21 protein-coding genes, 2 tRNA genes and 1 pseudogene are annotated in these 25,163 nt (G+C 32.7%); 19 read left to right on the top strand and 5 right to left on the bottom strand.

The window, feature by feature from the left end; translation table 11 throughout:
- Positions 1-114: 114 nt before the first annotated feature.
- A complete protein-coding gene (locus E4Z98_RS05310) occupies positions 115-1,149 on the top strand; it encodes a Gfo/Idh/MocA family oxidoreductase (RefSeq protein WP_135253532.1) in 1,035 nt (344 codons plus the stop codon).
- 52 nt (positions 1,150-1,201) lie between these two features.
- Here the strand turns inward: E4Z98_RS05310 and E4Z98_RS05305 are convergent, their stop codons facing one another.
- The 5 genes from E4Z98_RS05305 to E4Z98_RS05285 all read right to left on the bottom strand — a co-directional run bounded on the left by E4Z98_RS05305 (position 1,202) and on the right by E4Z98_RS05285 (position 4,128).
- Positions 1,202-1,384, bottom strand: a complete 183-nt coding sequence (locus E4Z98_RS05305; protein WP_135253533.1) for a hypothetical protein — start codon at positions 1,382-1,384, stop codon at positions 1,202-1,204.
- A 420-nt stretch (positions 1,385-1,804) separates the two neighbouring features.
- Positions 1,805-1,875 (bottom strand) — tRNA-Gly (locus E4Z98_RS05300).
- Between the two features lie 113 nt (positions 1,876-1,988).
- The gene (locus E4Z98_RS05295; protein WP_135253534.1) at positions 1,989-2,267 is read right to left on the bottom strand and encodes a hypothetical protein; all 279 of its coding nucleotides are present in this window, start codon (positions 2,265-2,267) and stop codon (positions 1,989-1,991) included.
- A 188-nt stretch (positions 2,268-2,455) separates the two neighbouring features.
- Positions 2,456-3,745 carry an ISL3 family transposase gene (locus tag E4Z98_RS05290; protein WP_135961173.1) on the bottom strand — a complete coding sequence of 430 codons (1,290 nt, stop codon included), beginning with the start codon at positions 3,743-3,745 and terminating at the stop codon, positions 2,456-2,458.
- 311 nt (positions 3,746-4,056) lie between these two features.
- Positions 4,057-4,128, bottom strand: a tRNA-Arg gene (locus tag E4Z98_RS05285).
- 72 nt (positions 4,129-4,200) lie between these two features.
- Between E4Z98_RS05285 and rpoN the strand changes: the two genes are divergently transcribed.
- From rpoN to E4Z98_RS05195, 18 genes and pseudogenes are all read left to right on the top strand, one after another.
- Positions 4,201-5,529, top strand: a complete 1,329-nt coding sequence (gene rpoN, locus E4Z98_RS05280) for an RNA polymerase factor sigma-54 (RefSeq protein WP_167790945.1) — start codon at positions 4,201-4,203, stop codon at positions 5,527-5,529.
- Between the two features lie 72 nt (positions 5,530-5,601).
- A complete protein-coding gene (locus E4Z98_RS05275) occupies positions 5,602-6,813 on the top strand; it encodes a chloride channel protein (RefSeq protein ID WP_135254641.1) in 1,212 nt (403 codons plus the stop codon).
- 221 nt (positions 6,814-7,034) lie between these two features.
- Positions 7,035-8,072: a sugar-binding transcriptional regulator gene (locus E4Z98_RS05270; protein WP_135254867.1), complete on the top strand. Its 1,038-nt coding sequence runs from the start codon at positions 7,035-7,037 to the stop codon at positions 8,070-8,072.
- Between the two features lie 42 nt (positions 8,073-8,114).
- Positions 8,115-9,113, top strand: coding sequence for a type I glyceraldehyde-3-phosphate dehydrogenase (gene gap, locus E4Z98_RS05265; RefSeq protein WP_135254642.1), 999 nt, complete (start codon positions 8,115-8,117; stop codon positions 9,111-9,113).
- 92 nt (positions 9,114-9,205) lie between these two features.
- Positions 9,206-10,387 carry a phosphoglycerate kinase gene (locus tag E4Z98_RS05260; RefSeq protein WP_135254643.1) on the top strand — a complete coding sequence of 394 codons (1,182 nt, stop codon included), beginning with the start codon at positions 9,206-9,208 and terminating at the stop codon, positions 10,385-10,387.
- A gap of 27 nt (positions 10,388-10,414) precedes the next feature.
- Positions 10,415-11,170 (top strand): triose-phosphate isomerase, encoded by a 756-nt coding sequence (tpiA, locus tag E4Z98_RS05255; RefSeq protein WP_135254644.1) that lies wholly within the window; start codon positions 10,415-10,417, stop codon positions 11,168-11,170.
- Positions 11,170-12,699, top strand: coding sequence for a 2,3-bisphosphoglycerate-independent phosphoglycerate mutase (gene gpmI / locus E4Z98_RS05250; protein WP_135254645.1), 1,530 nt, complete (start codon positions 11,170-11,172; stop codon positions 12,697-12,699). The genes tpiA and gpmI overlap by 1 nt, the downstream gene beginning before the upstream one ends.
- A gap of 97 nt (positions 12,700-12,796) precedes the next feature.
- Positions 12,797-14,095 carry a phosphopyruvate hydratase gene (gene eno / locus E4Z98_RS05245; protein WP_135254646.1) on the top strand — a complete coding sequence of 433 codons (1,299 nt, stop codon included), beginning with the start codon at positions 12,797-12,799 and terminating at the stop codon, positions 14,093-14,095.
- 186 nt (positions 14,096-14,281) lie between these two features.
- Positions 14,282-15,196: a tyrosine-type recombinase/integrase gene (locus E4Z98_RS05240; protein WP_167790927.1), complete on the top strand. Its 915-nt coding sequence runs from the start codon at positions 14,282-14,284 to the stop codon at positions 15,194-15,196.
- 522 nt (positions 15,197-15,718) lie between these two features.
- Positions 15,719-16,051 carry a hypothetical protein gene (locus E4Z98_RS05235; protein WP_135254648.1) on the top strand — a complete coding sequence of 111 codons (333 nt, stop codon included), beginning with the start codon at positions 15,719-15,721 and terminating at the stop codon, positions 16,049-16,051.
- Between the two features lie 87 nt (positions 16,052-16,138).
- Positions 16,139-16,612 (top strand): hypothetical protein, encoded by a 474-nt coding sequence (locus E4Z98_RS05230; protein ID WP_135254649.1) that lies wholly within the window; start codon positions 16,139-16,141, stop codon positions 16,610-16,612.
- A 271-nt stretch (positions 16,613-16,883) separates the two neighbouring features.
- On the top strand, positions 16,884-18,044 hold the full coding sequence (locus E4Z98_RS05225; protein WP_135254650.1) for a hypothetical protein: 1,161 nt from the start codon (positions 16,884-16,886) through the stop codon (positions 18,042-18,044).
- 274 nt (positions 18,045-18,318) lie between these two features.
- Positions 18,319-20,253 carry a hypothetical protein gene (locus E4Z98_RS05220; RefSeq protein WP_135254651.1) on the top strand — a complete coding sequence of 645 codons (1,935 nt, stop codon included), beginning with the start codon at positions 18,319-18,321 and terminating at the stop codon, positions 20,251-20,253.
- 43 nt (positions 20,254-20,296) lie between these two features.
- A pseudogene (locus E4Z98_RS05215) lies at positions 20,297-20,509 on the top strand (recombinase family protein); the annotation flags it as partial.
- Between the two features lie 27 nt (positions 20,510-20,536).
- The gene (locus E4Z98_RS05210; RefSeq protein ID WP_135254653.1) at positions 20,537-20,764 is read left to right on the top strand and encodes a hypothetical protein; all 228 of its coding nucleotides are present in this window, start codon (positions 20,537-20,539) and stop codon (positions 20,762-20,764) included.
- Entirely contained in the window at positions 20,701-21,933 is a 1,233-nt protein-coding gene (locus tag E4Z98_RS05205) for a hypothetical protein (RefSeq protein ID WP_135254654.1), read from the top strand. Before E4Z98_RS05210 ends, E4Z98_RS05205 begins: the two co-directional genes overlap by 64 nt.
- Positions 21,934-21,981: 48 nt before the next feature.
- A complete protein-coding gene (locus tag E4Z98_RS05200) occupies positions 21,982-23,088 on the top strand; it encodes an AbiH family protein (protein ID WP_135254655.1) in 1,107 nt (368 codons plus the stop codon).
- Between the two features lie 160 nt (positions 23,089-23,248).
- Positions 23,249-25,150 carry a DNA/RNA helicase domain-containing protein gene (locus E4Z98_RS05195; RefSeq protein WP_167790928.1) on the top strand — a complete coding sequence of 634 codons (1,902 nt, stop codon included), beginning with the start codon at positions 23,249-23,251 and terminating at the stop codon, positions 25,148-25,150.
- Positions 25,151-25,163: the final 13 nt, after the last annotated feature.

Raw genomic sequence — 25,163 nt, 5'->3', positions numbered from 1 at the left:
GCTTAGTGGCTGTATTGTTATTGATTTTGGAATAATTTGTCAATTTTACTTAAATAGTTTACAGATTCAACGGTCAATGATTAAATGAAGATAAGAATGAACGGAGGAATGAATATGTTAACTATTGCCTATATAGGAAATGGAAAAAGTACGAATCGTTATCACTTACCTTTTGCAACAAAAGTTGAAGGAATTAATGTCAAAAAGATTTACGCACGTAGTCAACCTAAATGGGATGTATTAGAAGGAACTGAATATGTCAATGATCTATCATCAATATGGCAAGATGAGGCATTAGATTTAGTCGTTATTACGACACCACCTTCAAGTCACTATGAACTAGCAAAAGAAGCGTTGAATCATCATAAGAATGTCTTATTAGAAAAACCATTCTGCGAAACAACAGAACAAGCTAAGGAATTATTTAGTTTGGCTAAAGAAAAAGGTCTACACTTAGAGTGTTATCAAAATCGTCGTTATGATTCTGATTTTTTAACAGTTCAACAAGTGATTGAGAGCGGTAAACTAGGGGATATTTTGGAAGTTGAGATGCATTTTGATTACTTCAGACCAGAAGTACCAACTAATAATCATCAGTTAGATGTCATCAATGACTACTTATATAGTCATGCCTGTCACACAGTTGACCAAGTGATTTCATATTTTGGTGAGCCGTTAGATATCCATTACGATGTCCGACAATTATTGGGTCCTAATCGTATGAACGATTACTTTGATTTAGATTTATTTTATCAAAAAGGTTTAAAAGTTTCGGTTAAATCTAGTTTCTTTAGGATTAAAGAACGTCCAAGTTTTGCTGTATATGGAACGAAAGGTTGTTTTATTAAAGCAACTAAGGATCGTCAGGAAGAGCATCTGAAATTGTTTTACATGCCAACTAATACTGATTTTGGGGTGGACTTGCCTGAACATTATGGAGAGCTAACATACATGGACGAACAAGGTGTGTATCACCAAGAGAAAGTCGTCTCTGAAGTTGGTGATTATTCACGTGTGTATCAAGCGCTATACGATGTGTTAATAAACGGTAAAGAAGCAGTTGTTAAGCCGGAAGAAACATTGGCTCAATTAGCTATTTTAGAACAAGGAATCGTAGCTTTACATCAAAATATGCCGAAATATTACTAAAAAAGAAGCTAACACAGTAAAAAATACTGTGCTAGCTTCTTTTTATGTATGATTAAATTTTTCCTAATAATGTTTCTAATCCTTCGATTCTTCCAAGTAAGTGTTGAAGTTGTAATTCATTTTCAATATAGTTGATGGAATTGCCTAAATCTTCTTGGCGACGATTTTCTAAGCGCTCGACCTCTTTTTTATCCTCGTTGATAAGGTGCGTGATTGTTTCTCTATTAATTGTCATATTCAAAACCTACCTTTCTTATATTTATATTTTAACATCGTTTAATGAAAATAAAAAGCGATAAGGCCCGGACGTGACAGCATGATAAAAGGGAGGTAACCATTAAAGTGTTATCTCCCATAAATATTATTCTTAACTAATTAACATGTACAACCATTTTCTTTACTACCGCAATGGACTTGATCTCGACAGAAAGAGCAACGACAAGAACAATTCATAGTATTCTTTTTGACCAACTTAAACAGCTTTTTTCGATTCAATTTCATAATATCAACCTCCATTATCTTGATGGATTGATTATAGCAAATTTATCAAATTAGTAAACAATATTGCTCTTTCCTAGTTACCAACGAAGATAGTTGGATATAAAAAGGACAATGACACTAAATCGTCATTGTCCTTAGTTCAGTATGTTGCAAAAGCGGGTGACGAGAATCGAACTCGCGACAACAGCTTGGAAGGCTGTAGTTTTACCACTAAACTACACCCGCTAATATATAATAATTTTACGCCTAGATAAAAAAATTGTAAAGTAAAAATATATAAAAGAAGAAAAAGAATGAATGAAACAAATAATGTGCTCTTTTTCTTCTTTTGGATGTAGTTATTTTGTTTCAGTGAGTGTGTTACTTGTTTCGTAAGCTTTTAATCCTTGTTTTAGACTGATGACAAATGAACCCGTAACAATTAGTAACATCGGAATAGTTTTGATCAAGTCTCTAAATAACTGATGTTTATCTGAGTAGTAACCATCTGTATAATTCGCTGGGAATAGAATATAAGAGACTGACTCAAATAAAGAATAGAAGTTCATTAAGAACACGACAAAAGAGATAAGTGCAATTAACAACCAAAAAACGACGACAAAGTTAGTTTTTTTCATTATAAAACACCTCCTGATGAAATTATACCTTATAGATGACTATTAAAGAAATATTAGCGTATGTTTAATAAAAGTAATTGGTGCACAACTAGTATATAGGATAAATAAAGGCTCTTCGTCAAATAGTGTTGATGGGCTCAAATTTGCTAAAATAAGTGACTAGGTGAAGTGTAAAAGCTTCACCTTTTTTATATGATATTTTGGAAAATTAATCCTTGCGAAATATAAATTCTATCACGTAAGTTTCTAAAGTTACGATAGCCGTAGGAAACGCGTTTAATTAATTTGATTTTATTGTTGATACCTTCGGTAATACCATTAGAATAAGGCAGAATCAAGGCATTATAAATGCCTTGATTGTGTCGATTGAAGAAGGTTAATTTCTTTCTAAACCAGTTAGGAAGCTCTTTAGATAAGTCATTTATTATATGAAAGAAGTTCTCTACATCGGATTTCTTGCGATAGTGATGTAAGAGCTGGATGGTATCGTATGCTAGTCGTAGACGCTCATCATAAGTTAATAGTTCATCAATAATTTCCTGTTGGAAAAGTTCACGTTTAAACAAATAATGATAATGTGAATGCTTATTATCTAAAGTATCAGTATCTTTTAAAAGGAGTTTCCAGTAACGCTTCAATCTGCGATATTTCTTCATATCTTCTGAATGATGATTTCGGAAGGTATTCATGATATTGATACGTAACTGATTAAAGCTACGGTTAATGTGTTGTACAATATGAAAACGATCCGTGACAATTTCAGCACAAGGAAAAACTTTCTTGATTAGTTGCGCATAGCTACCATTCATATCCATGACTAAGTATTTAACGGATTTGCGTACTTTAAGAGAAAACTTCATGAAATAACTAGCCAACTTCTCCAATCGTCTGTCCTCTAAGAGGACAAACAGCTTATTCCTAACGCCGTCAACGCAAATAAAGCTCATAGAGCCTTCACATGATTTCATTGATTTAAATTCATCAATACATAGAATACTTGGTAGGTGATTGTAGTTAATTGTCCGTTGTTTAGCTAACTCTCTTTGTGTACGTAACACAGTTACATCAGAAACAAAGTACCGTTCCGCAATATCTTTACGAGATACAATACGCTTTAATTCCATCATGATTTGATAGTTTAATTCACGGGAAATATGATGATTGCGTTCAACGATAGGTGTTGAGGCGATAAAAGTAGCACCACAGGTGTAACAACGAAATCTTGAACGATGCAGCTTTAGATACGTCAGTCTATTTCTAAAGGGCGGTAATTGTGTTTTGGTCGTTCTATATCCGTTTTTAACGATTTTTGAGCTATCTAGTTCACCACATTTTTCGCAGCAAGTCGGGCGATAGGTTAATACACCTTCAATAATATAAGCCAGAACATCTTTTTTCTTTTCTTCTTTTAACCAATCTTCTGCAAAATATATATTTTTATCTTCCAATCCAAGTAATTTTCTAGTATGCTTATCCATAAGAGACCCCTCCGATATATTTGGTTTTAGTCGACTTTAATTTTATCAGGTTGAGGTCTCTTTTTTTGTCTAAAAATCAAAAAAAAGTGTTAACAGAAAATCCTAATTGGATTTTCCATCAACACCAAATATTATACAGCCTAAATAAAAAAGACGAACGTGGTTGAGTTCGCCTTTTTTTTGAGCTATACTTTAAAAAGATTATCATGAAGTAATTCATGAAAGACACGTTTGATGTCTAGGTATTTTAAACGATTTAGGAAATGATTAGGGAAAAACGTCCTGAAACGTTGATATATAAGAGAGTTTTACGCACCTTAAGGGAATCGAACCCCTGTTTCAAGAACCGGAATCTTGTGTGATATCCACTACACTAAAGGTGCAAGAACAAGAATAATTTTAGCTAATAAAATAATAAATAGCAAGCTATTAAAGTGAAGAAGGTGAATTATATGTTGAATTTCAGTCATCAATTAAATCAACAACAAAAGCAAACGCAAAAGTTAGCGATGACGCAAGCTTTACAACAATCTATTCAGATTTTGCAATATAATACAGATGATTTATTAGCATTTCTAGAAAATAAGACGCTAGAAAATCCGTTGATGGAACTTGAGGTGACAACGGGCGAGTATGATGAACCGTATGTCAATCGTCAAAGTTATCAAGGAGAGGACGAGCAAAATGTTTTTGCCAATATTGCGGATAACCGTATGTCACTCTTTGAATATTTAATTGACCAGATTCATTTGAATTATCGAGATACCTATTTAAGACAACTGATTATTTTTTTAGTGGAATTTATAGATGTAAATGGCTATTTATCAATTGATTTAAAGGATGCTGCTGAGAAGACAGGTTCAGAATATATTCAAATGCTCGATGCGTTAACGCTTCTTCAACAACTGGATCCGCCAGGTGTAGGAGCTAGAAACCTTCAAGAAGCATTAATGTTACAAATTGAACGAGATGAACATGCCCCAGATATGGCCTATATCGTCATTGAAGAACATTTTGAAACATTTGCTAATAAGAAATGGAAAGAAATCGCATCTGCTTATAAAATTTCGCTTGAAGATATTCAAGAAATATACGATTATATTCAAAACTTAACCCCAAATCCAGGAGCAGGTTTTGGCGAATCATTTGAGCATCAAATCTATCCGGATATTATTGTGAAGCGAGAAAATGACGGATTAAGTGTGCTTTCAACCAAGCGTGGACAGCCTCAAATTGTTTTCCAACAACAATATTTTGATCAAATGAGTCAGAGTGATGACAAAGAAGTCAAACATTACTTGAAAGAAAAACAAGCCGAATTTGAATGGTTACAAAAGAGCGTTGTGCAACGTGGTGAGACGATTTTGAGAGTTGGCGAAGAAATTGTTAAACGCCAGCATGCTTTCTTTACAGATACTAATCGTCCCCTTAAGCCATTGAAATTAAAAGAATTGGCAGAAACGTTATCGGTTCATGAATCAACCATTAGTCGTGCCGTAAATGGCAAATATTTACAAACGGACTTTGGCGTGTTTGAGATGCGCCACTTCTTTACAACAGCTATTTCTCAAACAGATAGTGACAGTGATACGTCAGCCAATGATGTTCAACAGCTACTTCAAAAAATTGTAGACGGCGAAGATAAACGTAAACCTTTATCTGATCAAAAGATTTTAACATTGTTGAAAGAAGAAGGTGTGGCTATTTCTAGAAGAACTGTAGCAAAATATCGTGATATTTTAGGCATTCCTTCTTCTACAAATCGTAAACGTTATGATAATTAGCAGTTAACGATAAAAATTTAATGATTAGGAGGTAGGCAGTAATTGTCTACCTTTTTTGATGAGGAGTATACAATGAATAAAAAAATTGACCTTAGAATCCCTATTTATAGTGCTTTAATTGGTTTAATCGTAGGGTTATTGGACTACGTATTTGGTTCAGTATTATTAAAAATAGGAGACATTAGGACAGATTATTTTTCAAACGTCATTCCGTGGCTACCGGTTGTGGGGCTTATGATTGTTTATTGTTACCAACGTTATGGTAACGAAGTCTCTAAAGGGATGGGCTTACTATTTGATGTCCATCAAGATAAAAAAGAGAACATTCCCCTTATCCTTATTCCATTAATCGTTGTTAGTACGTGGTTAACGCACTTGTTTGGCGGAAGTGCTGGTAGAGAAGGTGTGGCAGTTCAAATTGGAGGAACAGTTGGTAATAAACTTTTTCGTCGCTTTCCACAAGCTGAACAAACAGCAAACTATAAGCAATTATTTTTAATCATTGGAATGGCGGCAGGTTTTGGTGGCTTGTTTCAAACGCCATTAACGGCAACTATGTTTGCTTTTGAAGTATTTCGTACAAAAAAAATTAAACTGATTAATATAATCTATGTCCTTATTGCGGCTTTTATATCATTTTTTACCACTTCTTTTTTAGGTTTAGAAAAATTTGCTGTTCGTCTGTCAAATAGTCAAAACTGGTGGACAACGATGACGTTTGTATCAGTATTTAAATGGTTGTTGTTAATATTAAGTTTATTTGCAATTGGTAAATTATTTGCTTTGTTACTAACAGCGACTAAGCGTTTGTTAAATGATAGATTCCAAAATCCTTATTTGAAAATGACAGTGATGGGAACATTTTTAGCTTTATTACTATTTTTTGGCCATTATGGCCGATACTCAGGCTTAGGCACTAACCTGATTGACTCTTCATTCTTTGGTGTGGTCGCACCTTATGATTGGTTGTTAAAGCTATTGTTCACTATTTTGACACTTTCTATTGGATTTCAAGGGGGAGAAGTGACGCCATTATTTTCAATTGGCGCTAGTTTTGGTTATTTATTTGCAACAGTTTTTGATCTACCTCTTATGCCGGTCGTAGCGCTGGGTTATATTGGCGTGTTTAGTAGCGCCTCGCATACCTTTTTAACGGCGATTTTGTTAGCGTATGAGGTTTTTGGGTGGCAAATGGTACCGCTAGCTATGGTTCAAGCAGTGATTTTTTATTTGTTAAAACAAAACATTTCTATCTATCCAATAAACTCCAGAAGTGTAAAATAAAAATAACAAGAGTAAGAACTTGTAGGAAATCACTTCCACAAGTTCTTTTTAGGTATCTGATACTTGATTTTAAATTTTAGTGGTGCTATACTAATTTTGTGATTGGTAGTGATGACATAGTGTGTTGTTTGTTCTACCAATTTATTTTTAAGAAGCATGGGTCGTTAAGTGACTAGCTTGGGCGAATGTTGTCCCACTGTAAAGGAGAAGTGACAAAACAAATGGAAAATCAGATTAATTTGTTAGAAGCGATTATTCCTGAAGTTTTGGAAATTGTGGAAGAACGTTTTACTATTCTTCGTAATATCCAATGGATGTCTCCGGTTGGACGTAGAACATTGGCACAAAAGTTAAATACCACAGAACGTGCCTTACGTACTGAAACAGATATATTACGTCAGTTACAGCTGATTAATATTTCTAAAAGTGGTATGACGCTTACTGCTGAAGGTGAACGTGTATTACAGGAACTTGAAGAGTTAATGTCTCAAGTATCTGGAATGAAACAAAAAGAACAACAACTAGCACAATTATTCAATATAGGACGTTGTACAATTGTTTCAGGTGATTGTGATCAAGACAGTCAAGTGTTAGAAGAGTTTGGCAAATCTGTTACAGAAGCGTTGAATCAATTATTGCCAGCAAAAGAGAATATCATTGCGGTAATGGGGGGGACAACGATGGCTGGAGTAGCAAGCCAAATGAGCTTACTTGAACCAAAGTTAAGACACAATATATTTGTTCCCGCAAGAGGCGGTGTAGGAGAGTCTATTGACATCCAAGCCAATTCGGTCAGTGAATTAATGGCCAAAAAAACAGGTGGACGTTCTCGCTCACTATTTGTACCAGAACGGGTAAGTCAAGAAACGTATCAATCCTTATTGCAAGAACCAAGTGTTCAAGATGTTCTGCAATTAATCCATCGTTCTACATGTGTCATTCACAGTGTTGGTAATGCCATGCATATGGCCCAACGACGTGGCATGTCTGATGAGGAATTGAGAATTATCACAGAAGGACAAGCCGTTGGCGAATCTTTTGGGTATTTTTTCAATAAAGATGGCGATATCGTTTATAAAATCCCACGTATTGGCTTACAATTAAATGATTTAAAAGAAATACCGTTCATTATTGCAGTGACGGGTGGTAAGGCTAAGAGCCAAGCAATCACGTCCTACATGAATCACGCACCAAGTCAAACGTGGTTGATTACAGATGAAGGTGCAGCTAACGAGATTTTAAAAGGGGTAACCCTTTAAAATAAAAAAATTTTTTCGATTTTCTAAAGGAGGAAATCTCACATGACAGTAAAAGTAGGTATTAACGGTTTTGGACGTATCGGACGTTTAGCGTTCCGTCGTATCCAAGAAGTAGAAGGAATTGAAGTAGTAGCAATCAACGATTTAACAGATGCAGCTACACTTGCTCATTTATTAAAATATGATACAACTCAAGGACGTTTCAACGGTGAAGTTGAAGTAAACGAAGGATTCTTCAAAGTTAACGGTAAAGAAGTTAAAGTATTAGCTAACCGTAACCCAGAAGAATTACCATGGGGCGACTTAGGTGTTGAAATCGTATTAGAATGTACTGGTTTCTTCACATCTAAAGAAGGCGCTGAAAAACACTTAAAAGGTGGCGCTAAACGTGTTGTTATTTCTGCACCAGGTGGAAATGACGTACCAACAATCGTTTACAACACTAACCATGAAATCTTAACTGGTGAAGAAACAGTTATTTCAGGTGCTTCATGTACTACTAACTGTTTAGCTCCAATGGCTAAAACTTTACAAGACAAATTTGGTATTGTTGAAGGATTAATGACAACTATCCACGCTTACACAGGTGACCAAAACACATTAGATGCTCCACACGGTGACTTACGTCGCGGACGTGCTGCTGCAGCTAACATCGTTCCTAACACAACAGGTGCTGCTAAAGCTATCGGTTTAGTAATTCCTGAATTAAACGGTAAATTAGACGGAGCTGCTCAACGTGTTCCTGTTCCAACTGGATCATTAACTGAGTTAGTAACTGTTTTAGACAAACAAGTAACTGCTGAAGAAGTTAACGAAGCGATGAAAGCTGCTGCTAACGAATCTTACGGTTACAACGAAGACATGATCGTTTCTTCTGATATCATCGGAATTACTTACGGATCATTATTCGACGCAACACAAACTAAAGTAATGACAGTTGGCGACAAACAATTAGTTAAAACTGTTGCTTGGTATGATAACGAAATGTCATACACTGCTCAATTAGTTCGTACTTTAGAATACTTTGCAAAATTAGGTTAATATAACCGAAATATAAGCGGGGAAGCTACGCGCTTCCTCGCTTTTCTTTTAAAAAAACAATAGAGGATTTTCCAAGGAGGCGCAATAAATTTATGGCTAAGAAAACTGTTAAAGATTTAGAATTGAAAGATAAAAAGGTACTTGTACGTGTTGATTTTAACGTACCATTGAAAGATGGTGTCATCACTGATGATAACCGTATTGTTGCAGCATTACCAACAATCGAATATATTATCGAACAAGGTGGAAAAGCAATTCTGTTCTCACATTTAGGTCGTGTAAAAACTGAAGAAGATAAAGAAGGCAAATCTTTAGCTCCAGTTGCAGCTCGTTTAGGCGAATTATTAGGTAAAGAAGTAACATTCGTACCTGAAACTCGTGGAGAAGTTTTAGAAACTGCTATTGCTAACATGAAAGACGGCGACGTATTAGTATTTGAAAACACTCGTTTTGAAGATATTGATGGTAAAAAAGAAAGCGGAAATGATCCTGAATTAGGTAAATATTGGGCTTCTTTAGGTGATGTATTTGTAAACGATGCATTCGGAACAGCTCACCGTGCGCATGCTTCAAACGTTGGTATTGCGTCTAACTTAGAAACAGCTGCTGGCTTCTTAATGGAAAAAGAAATTGAATTTATTGGTGGGGCGGTTGATGCACCAAAACGTCCATTCGTAGCAATTTTAGGTGGAGCGAAAGTTTCAGATAAAATTGGTGTAATCGAAAACTTAATCGAAAAAGCTGACAAAATCTTAATCGGTGGTGGTATGTCATATACATTCATGACTGCACAAGGTAAAGAAGTTGGTTTATCTTTAGTTGAAAAAGATAAAGTCGAATTAGCTAAAGAATTATTAGAAAAAGCTGGCGACAAATTAGTATTACCTGTTGATTTTGGTGTAACTAAAGAGTTTGCTGATATTCCTCCAACATACGTTTCAGAAATTCCAGCTGATCAAGAATCATTAGATATCGGACCAAAAACAATCAAATTATATACTGAATTATTAGCTGGTGCTAAAACAGTTGTATGGAATGGACCTATGGGCGTATTTGAAATGTCTAACTACGCTAAAGGTACGGTTGGTGTTTGTGAAGCGATTGCTAATTTAGAAGACGCTACAACAATCATCGGTGGTGGAGATTCAGCTGCAGCTGCTATCCAATTAGGATACGCTGACAAATTCTCACACATTTCTACAGGTGGAGGAGCTTCATTAGAATACTTAGAAGGTAAAAAATTACCTGGTGTTGAAGCTATCTCAAATAAATAATTAAAAATTACTAGGAGGCATATGCAAATGCGTAAACCTATTATTGCAGGAAACTGGAAAATGAATAAAACTTTAGCAGAAGCTGTTAGCTTTGCTGAAGCAGTGAAAGGTAATGTACCATCAAACGATGTGGTAGACGCTGTTATCGGCTCACCAGCATTATTTTTAGCACCATTAGCATCAAGCTTAGAAGGAACTGATGTTAAATTAGCAGCACAAAACACTTACTTTGAAAATGCTGGAGCATTCACTGGTGAAAACTCACCAGCAGCAATCGCTGACTTAGGTGTTCAATATGTGATTATTGGACATTCAGAACGTCGTGAATACTTCCACGAAACAGACGAAGATATTAACAAAAAAGCGAAAGCTATTTTTGCTAATGGTATGACACCAATCTTCTGTTGTGGTGAATCTTTAGAAACTTACGAAGCTGGTCAAACAGCTGAATGGATCGAAGGACAAATCACAAATGGTTTAGTTGATTTAACTGCTGAGCAAGTAAGCTCTATGGTTATCGCTTATGAACCAATCTGGGCTATTGGAACTGGTAAATCAGCAGATGCTAACATTGCTGATGAAATCTGTGGCGTTGTACGCGCAACTGTTGAAAAATTATACGGTTCTGACGTAGCATCAAAAGTACGCATTCAATACGGTGGTTCAGTTAAACCTGAAAACATCGCTGAATACATGGCTAAAGAAAACGTAGACGGTGCCCTAGTAGGTGGCGCTAGTTTAGAAGCTGAGTCATTCTTAGCATTATTGGAGGCAGTAAAATAATGAGTAAAGCGCCAGTAGCAATCATTATCTTAGACGGTTACGGTGTACGTGACGAAGTCGTAGGTAATGCAGTAGCACAAGCGAACAAACCAAATTATGATCGCTACATGGCTGAATTCCCTCATAGCACAATGAAAGCTGCAGGATTAGACGTAGGTCTTCCTGAAGGTCAAATGGGGAACTCAGAAGTAGGTCATACCAACATTGGTGCAGGTCGTATTGTGTATCAAAGTTTAACAAGAATTGATAAAGCTATCCAAGATGGTGAATTTCAAACAAATCCAGTCTTACTTTCAGCAATGGATAATGCCATTGAAAAAGGAACAGACTTACATTTATTCGGCTTATTATCTGATGGTGGTGTACATAGTCATCAAAATCATTTATATGCCTTATTAGAAACAGCTAAAGATCGTGGAGTTAAAAATACTTACGTACATGCCTTCATGGATGGACGTGACGTATCACCAACTTCAGGTTTAGGCTTCATGGAACAATTAGTTGCTAAAATGGAAGAGTTAAACTACGGTAGCGTAGCGACTGTTTCAGGACGCTTCTATGCAATGGACCGTGACAAACGTTGGGAACGTGTTGAAAAAGCATACAAAGCAATCGTTGACGGAGAAGGCGTAAAAGCAACTAATCCAGTTCAAGCAGTTAAAGATTCTTACGAAAACAACGTAAATGATGAATTTATCGTACCTGTTGTCATCGAAAAAGATGGCCAACCAGTAGCGACAGTTAAAAATGATGATTCTATTATCTTCTTTAACTTCCGTCCGGACCGTGCGATTCAATTATCTAACGCCTTTACTGATGAAGAGTGGGAACATTTCGCTCGCGATAACCACCCAACAGTAAAATTCGTTACAATGACATTATATAATCCAAGTATTGTAGCTGAAGTTGCTTACCCACCAATTGAAATGAAAAATGTTCTTGGTGAAGTACTTTCAAATGCTGGTTTATCACAATTACGTATTGCGGAAACTGAAAAGTATCCTCACGTAACGTTCTTTATGAACGGTGGACGTAACGAAGAATTCCCAGGTGAAAGTCGTATTTTAATCAACTCACCTAAAGTTGAAACATACGATTTAAAACCTGAAATGAGTGCTTATGAAGTAACGGATGCATTAGTCGCTGATATTGAAGCTGACAAACATGATGCAATCATTTTAAACTTCGCTAACCCTGATATGGTTGGTCACTCAGGAATGTTAGAACCAACAATCAAAGCGATTGAAGCTGTAGACGAAAACTTAGGTCGTGTTGTAGATGCTATCCTTGAAAAAGGTGGTTATGCAGTGATTTTTGCCGATCATGGTAACTCAGAAACAATGTGTACACCAGAAGGTAAACCTCATACTGCTCACACAACCGTACCTGTACCAGTTATCGTAACGAAAAAAGGCGTTGAACTACGTAATGACGGTCGTTTAGCTGACGTTGCGCCAACAATGCTTGATTTATTAAATATTGAGAAACCAGCAGAAATGACTGGTGAATCATTAATTATTAAGAAATAATCACTGAAAACCAAGGTTATCATTGAAAGTTTCATAAAAAACAACTAAAATAGACTAGGGATTAATCCCTAGTCAACAACTCAAAGGAGAGAATAATATGCCAATTATTACAGACGTATACGCACGCGAAGTCTTAGACTCACGTGGTAACCCAACAATCGAAGTAGAAGTATTCACAGAAAGTGGTGCTTTCGGACGCGGAATGGTTCCTTCAGGAGCTTCAACTGGTGAATACGAAGCAGTTGAATTACGCGATGGCGACAAAGGTCGTTACTTAGGTAAAGGTGTACAAAAAGCTGTAGACAACGTTAACAACGTAATCGCTGAAGCTATCATCGGTTTTGACGTTCGTGACCAAATGGGAATCGACCGCGCTATGATCGAATTAGACGGTACTCCAAACAAAGGTAAATTAGGAGCTAACGCTATTTTAGGTGTTTCTATTGCTGCTGCACGTGCTGCTGCTGACTACTTAGAAGTTCCTTTATACCACTACTTAGGTGGATTCAACACTAAAGTATTACCAACTCCAATGATGAACATCGTTAACGGCGGATCTCACTCAGATGCTCCTATCGCATTCCAAGAGTTCATGATCTTACCAACTGGAGCACCAACATTCAAAGAAGCTTTACGTTGGGGTGCTGAAATCTTCCACGCGTTATCAAAAATCTTACACGAACGTGGATTAGTAACTGCTGTAGGTGACGAAGGTGGTTTCGCTCCTAAATTTGAAGGTACTGAAGACGGCGTTGAAACAATCTTAGAAGCTATCAAAGCTGTAGGTTTAGAGCCAGGTAAAGATGTATTCTTAGGATTTGACTGTGCATCATCAGAATTCTACGAAGACGGCGTTTACAACTACGCTAAATTCGAAGGTGAAGGCGCTGCTAAACGTACTTCAGCTGAACAAGTTGACTACTTAGAAGAATTAGTTAACAAATACCCAATCATCACTATCGAAGACGGTATGGATGAAAATGACTGGGATGGTTGGAAATTATTAACTGAACGTTTAGGCGACAAAGTTCAATTAGTAGGTGACGATTTATTCGTAACTAACACAACTAAATTATCAGAAGGTATCGAAAAAGGTATCGGTAACTCAATCTTAATCAAAGTTAACCAAATCGGTACTTTAACTGAAACTTTCGAAGCTATCGAAATGGCTAAAGAAGCTAACTACACTGCAGTTATCTCTCACCGTTCAGGAGAAACAGAAGATTCAACAATCGCTGACATCGCTGTTGCAACTAACGCTGGCCAAATCAAAACAGGTTCATTAAGCCGTACTGACCGTATCGCTAAATACAACCAATTATTACGCATCGAAGACCAATTAGGTGACGTTGCTGTATACAAAGGAATCAACTCTTTCTACAACTTAAAAAAATAAGCTTGTAAGAAGTTAAATTCTAACTATACCAATTACTAATATTACATACTTTCTGTAAAAAATTGCTGAAAAAGTGTTTCTATTTAGCAATACATGACCAGTAATTTTTTGCGGATATGTTATGTAATAATTGGAAAAGCTCTCTGTTTTTAATTGTTAAATACAATTAGAAAGGAGGGCTTTTTTGTGTTGTCTACAGAATTACTTGAAGAATTTATCCTAGATTGTCAAATTAGAAATTTATCCAAAAGAACAATTGAAACATATGAGATTAATATTAATATATTTTGGAGATGGGTGAATCAAAGCTGTGACTTTCAAGAAGTTAGTGAGATTAAGAAAATACATTTTAAGCGTTTTGTATTATCAATGCTAGATAAAGGATATAAAGAGACCTACATCAATACTATCCTTAAAGCGCTAAAAGCATTTTATTACTACTTATTTTCGGAAGAATATATTAAAGAAAATTGTATAACTAATATTAAGCTGTTGAAAGAGCCAACAATGGTAATTGAGACTTTTAATGATGATGAAATAAAAATATTACTCTCATACTTTAATAAAAAGGACTATTTGAGTATAAGAAACAGACTGATTGTCTATATGTTGCTAGATACTGGTTTAAGATGCTCGGAATTAAGGTCTATAAAAGTTAATCATGTATATGATAACTATCTTAAAGTTTGTGGAAAAGGAAATAAGTGGCGTGTAATACCAACTAGCAAGCAACTTCAAAAGGAAATTTTAAAGTATCGAAAAGCAAGGGATAGTTATATAAAAAAAATTAGAAGTAATGATATTGGAGACACCTTATTTTTAACAAAAAAAGGTAATAACATTTCTACAAACGCAACAATAGAGCTTATTTTTAAAGAGATAACCGTTAATACTAATATAAGGGATACTATACGATGCAGTCCACATACTTGCAGGCATTGGTTTGCTAAAACAAGCATCAAAAACGGACAAGATATTTATACTTTATCTAAAATTCTAGGACATTCTAATATTAAGATAACTCAACGTTACTTAGAATCGATGTCATCGGATGAAATAATTCAGAAAGGACTACTTACCACTCCGTTATCTGTTTTGTGATAATTATGGTTCAGTAAAATATTAATAATATTAGCTATTCTTATATTATCGTATTTATCAGATTAACTTTCTTTGCTGGTAGTGTGAGTAATAATCTAAATTAGTAGAAAGTAGTCGAAAATCAAAAGAAACTCATATGATTGATACAAAAACTAAATTAGTATCTCGTGATAAAAGGTGCATAAATGCACTAGAATTTCTACAGACTCAATGGAACTGCTAAACTATTCGAAAATTAAACTAGCTAATTAAGCACAATAGGATTCATCTCACTGTGGTTATAGAGTCACTAGTAGGGAGAATAACAGGTTCTAAGAAACATATAGTACTTCATTCTTGAAGATGAACATATTCGAAGTTGTTGAAATATTTACTTTGCTAGAGAATATAATAACGATTATCTGTTGAAACTTACTTAAAAAGAGAGGGGGTGTTTTCTACCAAATATGATGAATGAAAAAACAGAAAAAGCCATTACCACATTTACCGTTCTACTAAAATAAAATTAAGGAGATAGTAACGATGCAAAAAAATTACGGTTTAAATTCAATCAAATTTTATAAAATGGTGGGAATTATTACTCCTATACTAATTTTTATAGGATACTTCATCCTATATACATCATCTGTCGAAACAGAATATATATACTCAATAGAAATTGAAGAACGAAAGTCTATTTACTTGGTACAAGGAGCTATTTATGCAGGGCTGTTCTTTATTTTTTATCAAATGTTCTTGAGATTATTTCTTAATATTGCGATTCTTGCTAAGAATGTAGATAAATTAGGTATTGATAAAAAGATATCAGATATACCTATATTCGAGCCACAATTAACAAAAGAAGAAAATGAATAAAAATTGACTTACATATACAAAACTCAATCTAACTGTTAGAGATGTTGTAAAGAATAGTTACAAACTAATATAAGGGAGAAAGAAATAATGAAAAAAATAATAAGTGGGTTAATTATTATTGGGATATTGGCTTTTACGATGGTGGGATGCGGAGCTTCAGGTCAGAAAGAACCTGTTCCCTACAGTAAAATGACTGAATTTGATACTGATACCATCGGTTCTTCAAAGGATTTAATAAAAGAACTTGGTAATCCTAAAACAATAATAACTGAAACCAAAGATATGGAGGCGATTATTGAAGGTGTCATTCAAAATTTAGAACTACCAAGAAAAACAGGAGATATTTCTAGAGATGCTGTTAATGAGGTGGGGTACTCACAATTTATTGAAATTGCAGAGGACAGATTAGAAACAGTATCTTCACTTGAAGGAAATGAAAATTTTAAGGTTTTGGAGTACAGAACAATAAGTAGTAAAAATGAAGAGTATAGTAATTACTTCATTTTTGATAACGAGGAGTATATTACAACTTTTTGGGATATGAGTCCCTATATCTACTAAGATAAAAGGATAGTGAAAGCTTTGATTTTGGACTGGTTGCTCCCCACTATTTTAAAAAAGTGACCTACGTATATATACGCTATAAAAAGTATAATTACTTTTGAACCGTATTTATAGATAATAAAGTGCTAAAAATCTTAGATAATAATAGTAGGGTTCAAATTTAGAACACGTCAATGATTATATGACGTGTTTTTTTAGGTTATCGTTTTCATTTCAATGTAGGTCTTTGGTATAATAAAGATAGTTATGTATTTTGTGGAGGTGAGAAATGTTTAATACAAAGGTAAAAGTTTTAAAGAATATAGAATTTGATACGACTAATATTTTACAATTACATGATTCTGTTGTGATTGAGGTTATCAGAGGAAAAAACCAATTAAAATTTGAATCAGTCAATAATTATTTTAATAGCAGTAAAGAACACTCGGATTATTTTATTGATTTATTGCTTACATACAAAAATAGCTTACTTTATACTGCTACAGATGAAAATTATTGGTGTCCTACATGTGAAAGAATGATTAGAAAACATTTCAATTCTTCTAGTACCGTTGAAATAAAAAGTATTATGACGTCTTATAGAGAGGCAATGAATAATGAAAGTATAAGCCTTAATGAATTGGTAGAAGTTAATGTTCCTATTTTATCATTATTACCAAGTGCGAAGTACATTGTATCTTTAAGATATATTTTTCTAACATTTGGTGAAAATATGGTTTTTTCTGAATTTACTGATAAACCGTTAACTGCTTCTTCGGACAGTTACTATAGAGCTCTAGGAGGCTATGATGGAATAATCTCAGTAGATGCATCAACAAGTTACATGCTACCAACTCAAGCATCTGAACTGTATTCAAAGGATACTTTAGGTGACTATAGGCAACAAGCTTATCTTGGGCGTGGATTAGTTATTAATTTTTCAGGTTTTCTAGGATGTCTATTGGATGGGCATCACAAAGCTACTATAGCATATGAAAGAAAGCAACCACTAGAATGTTTTGTTATTGAACCATACAAAGAAAACAATGTGTACAAAGGGTTTAATAGTAATTTTAATAATTTAACTATAAATAAAATCCCTTCTATTGATGAGTTCTGTTACGTGCAAAGTTTTTTAGAAAAATATGATATTACTGATATAGAAATATTAACTAGATTAACAAGTGAAGTATTATTAGATAATAATTATTTTGAAGATATGGAGCAGTTTATCATAACTTTATGTATATATAAGGAAGAATTATTAATAGATTTATACTCCATATTGACAGAGAATTATTTATATAAAGAATTAAGATTAAGCTATTTTGAATATTTATCATACATGGAACGAAGTGACGAAATAGAAGAGTTAATGTTAGACTTTTTAATTAATGATAACTATGAAAATAAACAATTAACGAGGTTATGTGAAGACTATTTCAGATAATGTTAGTATGTGTTTATAAATACTTATTTATCAAAGGAAAAGACAAACCCAAAAGACTCCGTCTCTAAGCTCAACGCGAAGACCGCGCGTTAAGTTTAGAGCCGCGCGAAAACGATTACGCGCAAAAATCGCGCATAATCATTTTCCGCAATCAAAAACATCTTCAAATTAAATTAGGGAAATACTAACACTGTATATATATTTACAACATTAACATCCTAATAATATTATTTATTATATAGAGAAATTATGAGGATAGAGGAGGTCTTATTAAATGGACGAAAAAAAGAAGGTAGTAAAAGAATGTATAGGGTATTTAGAAGAGCTGAATATTAAGTTGAATTTAGATTCGTTTGAACAATGTGTAGAATCATATTACGATTTTATTAATATTAATAATAATAATAATAATAATATAGTTCTAGATGCAAAACCAGGTCATGGGAAAACAACCGCGTTATATTGCTTTGTAAACTATTTGATAAATAATACCAAAGAATCTTTACTACTAGTGTTTAAAGAAATTGAACAACAATATTTGATGGAAGAATTTTTATTAAATTTGAACTCAAAAAAAGTAGTAAAAAGAAAGCTATTGAACGTAAACCAAGAGAATCAAAATATGAACTCAACAAGTAAATATCAACAAATTATTACTATTACACATGCAAGATTAGAAAATTTGATTCTAAATAAACAGTTTGGATTAAAAAAGTCAGATTTAGAAATAAAAAAATTACTTGAATTAGATTCGATAGAAAAAAGAAAAATAATCATAGATGAAGAACCCAATTTATTTTACTATGAAGAATTTAAAGTTGATGATAATTCGTGGATTGATGAACAAAAAATTAAGAAAGCATATGATTACTCTAAGGAAACGTCCTATCAAATAAAAATGCCCTATAAGGAAGGCTATACGTCTAATATAATTCTTTATCAAACATTTATTAGATGTATGATACAGATGTTGATTATTCAAGAACAATTGGCGAATACCAGTTGCGAAACCAAAGCTTTAATTAACCATCAAACGAAAGAAGATAGGGAATCATTCAATACGTTCTTTGAAAAAATTGAAAAGAAAATAGAAAGTGGAGAGATTTTTGAAAGAGAGTTTATAAAAAGATTTATGTGTTTTAAGGCTTTATACTATCATGATAATGTAGGTTTTTTTACACCAGAACAAGATAGTAACCCCAAAACAATAATAGTAGCCAATAAAATAGATTTTAATATATTAGGTAGTGATATATTAATTATGGATGGAACGGCTAGTTACTTCACGGAAAAATACCGCCAGCTAGGCTTTGTTATAAAGCAAGTGGCAGACTCTATTAACTATAAGAGAGCTGATATAATAATACGAAATATTAATTCATCAGCTTCTCGTCGTGATACAAAGAAAATACTATATTCAAAACAAATTCTTCACGATATTTCTGAAGTGAAAAACGACTTTAAGTTAAGAGACGTACCATTAATTCCAAAAAAATCTGATGCTGAAGCATTTAAGATTAAGATTGACAGGAATCAAAACTACAATGATATTGAATATGTGTCTAAACATATATTTAATACTAGAGGAAGTAATGAATTGAACAGTTTAACATCCATATATATAACTTCACTACCGATAAAGCCCCCCAATTATTATCGGGCATTTGCAAGTGTGCTCTACAGTAAACGTTTAGACTATAGGCTTAGAGAGCTAATAAATCAAGAAAACTTAGAAAATTCAGGTTGGTTTGTAGATGAAAAGCTACAAAAAATATATATGAGGGAGATACTAAACGAATTAATACAAATTATTATGCGAACAGATTTGAGAAATTTACAATCTGAAGAAAAAATATATATATTTATTGCTACTATACTTGTAGATTTAATACAAAATGCGTTTGAAATAACAAAGTTTAAAGTTATACAACCCAAAGCCAATTCTACAACAATTAAAATGCAAATGAAAATAAAAGAAAAATGCAAAGAAATCAGAAAGTTTTTTGATAATGAGATAGTGGAAACTAAGTTATCAATTGGACGAATAGGGAAAGGTAAGTCTATTCAAAGTTTTATTAATAATCAATATGATAATAACAAAGAGTATTTTGATAAAAAACTAAATGAGTATGGTTTAGAGATGGTTATAGAATTGCATGGAACGCAAAAAAGAAAGTACATAAAAAAAGTAAGAGCTATTGATGAGTAACTGAAATAAATGTCTATTAAATTATTGGTTTATACACATATTATTAGGACGAAATAATAAAGAAATTACTAGTATTATGAATCAGGTACAAGATAAAGGTGCAACTCTTGAAATCCTTAATTTGCCATCTCTAAACGGAATACAGGACGATAACTTGAGAAGGTTACTAAATAACTTAATCATTGAATTGTTTAAGTATACAGCTGAGAATGAGCGTAAACAGATATGTGAAAGGCAAGGTATTGAGTTGGCGAAATAAAAAGGTAAATACAAAGGTCGTCCTTTGGCTTATAGTGCTGATTCAACAGATAAACAAAAACGTGTAACGTATGAAAAGATTGTTGAGATATTGGAGAAAGATGCTCCTATAACACAGATTTCTAAAGAGTTGGATGTGGCGAGAAATATGATTTATAGAATTAGAGATGAAAAAGGAGAGAGATTAAAGTGGCCAAAAAGAAAAAATTTTATATCTGTTTTTATGATGAAGCATTTCATGATAGAAAAATAACCGAATCTAAAGAAAAAGGACAAATGAATATTGAACAAAAAGAGAATGGAGATAATTTTTTCACTGCTAAAATTATTTTTTTAGAGCATCAACATGAAAAATATATTAGGCTTTTTAATGAATTTGAAAATCAAGCAAAAGAAATTCTAGGAATTGATAGTTCTGCTATGTTTAAAGGAACAACAATAAATAAACCTAATTTTAAAAACGGAGTATCATCATTTAATGAAAAAACGCTAGAAATATATAATAATTTTTTTGATTTGATTGATAATAATTGGATTTTTCAAATTTCAGTAATGAATAAATTAGAGCATGTAATCAATTCTATTTTTTCAAATAGTAGTATTTCTTTGATAGCTGATGAGCAAGCTTTTAGATATTCATTAAGTAAATTTTTAAATCATTATAGAAATGAAGAGTTAATATCAGTATTGTTCGATTCAGATTCGACAATATCTGATATTTATAATTGTATTATGAATCTATTAGATGATGTTGAGAATAATATTTCAGGAATAAAACGAAAAGAAAAAGAGGAGAGGGCCATTCGAGAAATAAGGACTATTTTGTCAAATAGTTTATTAAATTTAAAATCAAAAGAAAAATATGAGTGGGACTACAGTCACTCTTTAAATGGACTGGTCTTTTTACTTGAGGAGAAGAAAATAAAAATTAAATCCGTTAATTTAATTATAGATAGAGAAGAGAGAACTGAAGCAGTTGCAAAACGGTTTTTCAATTTTAAAAGTGTAAAAAGTGTAAAATCTAAAGATTGTTCAGGTGTAAGAATAGCGGATATTTTTAGCAATTTTGTAGGTAGATTCGTAAAAGCTATAGAAGATGAGTATCTTGAAGATTGGGATAATCCTGATACTAAAGCTAAACTAGCTGAGAGAAGAATTTTAAACACAGAATGGTTTAATTTAACTAATGAGCAATTTGATTTATACGTTAAAATAGCTAACGTATTTTATGATAGAAAAGATATTTTCTGGACTGTACAAACAGGTCTTTATTGGGGGCATTTTGGTGTGTTTATATCTTTACTATATTATTTTTTAACATATGACAATTTTGATGAATATCAAAGCTATAGTTATGAGGAACATAGAGAACAGTTTAATTTGTTTTGTTTACAAAGAGAGGAACAAATGCATCAAAGATAAGACTAAAACCAAATAAAATTCTTATTTTAAAGAAAGAACTGGAATCTAATGAAAAATAAATTAGCAATAATTGGAAATGGATTTGATATATCTCACGGGCTTAAAACAGGATATTTAGATTTTGCAAATACGTTACCGATAGATATTAAGAAAGAATGGGAAAAAATACTTATTGAAAGTGAAGTTCATCCAAAAACGTGGTATTCATTTGAAGATGCAATAGATAAAATTACAGCAAAATGGCAAGAACAATATTTTAATACTATTATAAAAAGGGACGATGAATTTACCGAAGAAGTTCTTCTAAAAAAAATAGAAGAAATAAACACGATATTTTTTAAAATGAATACCTTATTGATGGAATATCTTTTGGGAGAAGACTATAAAACTATAGAGTTAAAAAGTAGTGTAAAAAAAATCCTAGATTTTGATACAAATATAATAAATTTTAATTATACAGGTACAGTTGAAAAGTATGTAAAAAGCTGCATTTATTATGTTCATGGTTCATTAATGGAATCTGAAATAGTACTAGGATATAAGCAACGTGTCGAACAAACGGGTATCATGTCAGAAGCGACGGTTTTTGATAAAAAGAAATTAAGAGAACAACTAAATTTTAAACGATATCTTATTAGCCTTGGACTAAGTAAAAAAGCTTTAGAAAAAGAGATGAGTGAATTTAAATCTCATGTAAGACGAATGTTTAGTGGTAGAGGAGGATATGTATTTGATTATTCACCAGCACTTAATAAAGAATTTTTTGATTATATTAATGAATGGTATAAAGAAAAAGGATGGTCTACATTTAATAGATTTAGAAAAGTAGACCCCATTATTTATCCCCTCTTGTTGGATGAACAATTAAGGAATGAAAGACTTCAACAAATATCACCAATTATTAATGATTATGGTGAAATAAACAATTTCAGTCCAGCACCAATTAGTATGAATATTGACTTTACTAATGTTAAAGAGTTGATTATTTTAGGTCATAGTTTAGAGGCCGATGAAGAACTGATTGTAGATATTATCAACGAATTAGATAATTTAGAAAAGATTAAACTATTTGTTTACAGTGGGGAGGATTATTCAAATAAAATAAATTTTTTGAATAATGTATCAGAAATAAAGGCTCAAATAGTATATTATTAACTACAAAATGAATCCTAGTCAGTAATACATAATATTCTATTTTTAAGAATGTTGATAAAAAACTCCTGATATTTCAGGAGTTTTTTGTTTTATAATTATACGATTTTTTGTAGCTATTATGATACAATTATTACTATATTAGATGTGGGTGGTAATAATTATGTTGTATTTTTATGATAAAGTTTCTAGCTTAATAAATTTGTCTAAGGAAGAATTGGCTGAAAAGATGTTGATGAAATTTAAATCATTTGAAGAGACTATTATTGAATTTAATGATAATGAAATATTATCATGGAAAAATTCATTGCCTATTCTGATTAATCTAATTAATGAAGCAGGATTAACAAATTTGGATTTAATATTAGAATATGAAACACCTCTAAATTCAAGGATTGATGCGTTATTAGTTGGGTTACATAAAGAAACTAATCGACCAACTGCGATGATAATTGAACTAAAGCAGTGGCAATCAATCGATACAAATTATAAGGATTCTAGCACATCTGTGAAGCTTTCTAATGTTGATGAAGAAATAAGTGTTAGGAGTCATCCAATCGCTCAAACACATACCTATAGAAATCATTTGAAGTGTAATCATTCAAATTTAGGAAACAATCAGGTAGAAATTATGGAGGTACAGTATCTTCATAATTTCCAAAATAAAGAGGAGTTATTTGCTAATCAGTATAGTATCTATAACTCGAAAAAGAGCAATTGTTTTGTTAAGGGTGAAGACAACCAGTTAGTAAAATTGTTAGCTGATACGTTTGAAAATAGTGATTCTACGACTATTACAAACTTAATCATTAGTGGTCAGTATTCAATGGAAAAACAAGGGTATGAAAATTTGGTAAAAGCATTAAATTCAGATGAAATTAGCCCTCTCTTGGATGAGCAAAGAGACGTTTCTGTTAGAGTTTCTGACATTTTTAGAGAAAAAAATCAGAAACACTTGATAATAATAAGTGGTGATTGTGGAACTGGAAAAACCTACTTAGGTTTGTATTTGCTTAAGCGCTATATTGACTTAACTAAGTCAAAATCAGTTGCTTTTGCGGTAACCAGTCGTATATTAAATGCTATCATTAGTGGCCATACTGAAACATATATGCCTTATGTCAATAACTTAAGTGGTCAATTTGATTTAGTAATTATAGATGAAGCTCATAGATTACAAAATTTAAATCAAGTTTTAGATAATTTATATATTAAGAATAATGTGAAATTTGTTATTGTTCTTCAAGATGACAGACAACGAGTAAGAATTAATGAAGAAGGGCTGATAGACAATTTTTATGAGTATGTTCAGAGCAGTCAAATGGACATTAGATTGCACCAAGAATACCTGTCTATACAAAAGAGGTCTTTGTATCAAAGTAGTTATGTGGATAGGATAAATGATTTATTCAATTTGAATCCTGTAGCTAATGAATATGAAGACATTAGTGGTTATGACATAAGAGTTTTAAATAGTCTGAATGATATTGATATGATGTTAGAACATCATATAATTAATTATGAAAAAGCTCAGTGGTTTGCTCCATTTTGTTGGGAATGGACTAAGAATGTTAATAAAAATGATGTCATCATCTCTAAAGAAAACTTTTCTAAACCTTGGAATCCTATTAAAGAACAATTTGAATGGTATTCAGAAATTGAAATACATCATAAAGATAGAATCGGCTGTATTTATACAGCACAGGGACTTGATTTTGATTATGTGGGTTATATTTTTTGGAATGACTTAATTTGGTCACCCCAAAAAAATGATTGGATAGTTGATTTGAATAAAAGTCAGGATTTTCAATTCATTAGGGAAATAGTTCAACAATATGAAGGGATTTTAAAAAAATATGATAGGTTAAAGGGGCATTGGATAGTTCAAAAAGATGGTAAAGACTATAATATAAATGAGTTTATCCCTAAATTTGGGAATCCAGTGGAAGTTAAGGAACTAGTTTTAAATACTTATAGAGTATTGATGACTCGTGCAAGGAAAGGTATATACATCTGGTTTAAAGATAATACAACAAAAGAAAAAGTAATGGAATTTCTAAATTAATAGTTGGAGTGAT

Source organism: Vagococcus xieshaowenii, assembly GCF_004792515.1.
GTDB lineage: Bacteria > Bacillota > Bacilli > Lactobacillales > Vagococcaceae > Vagococcus_A > Vagococcus_A xieshaowenii.
This window is presented reverse-complemented; position numbering and strand designations above follow the sequence as displayed.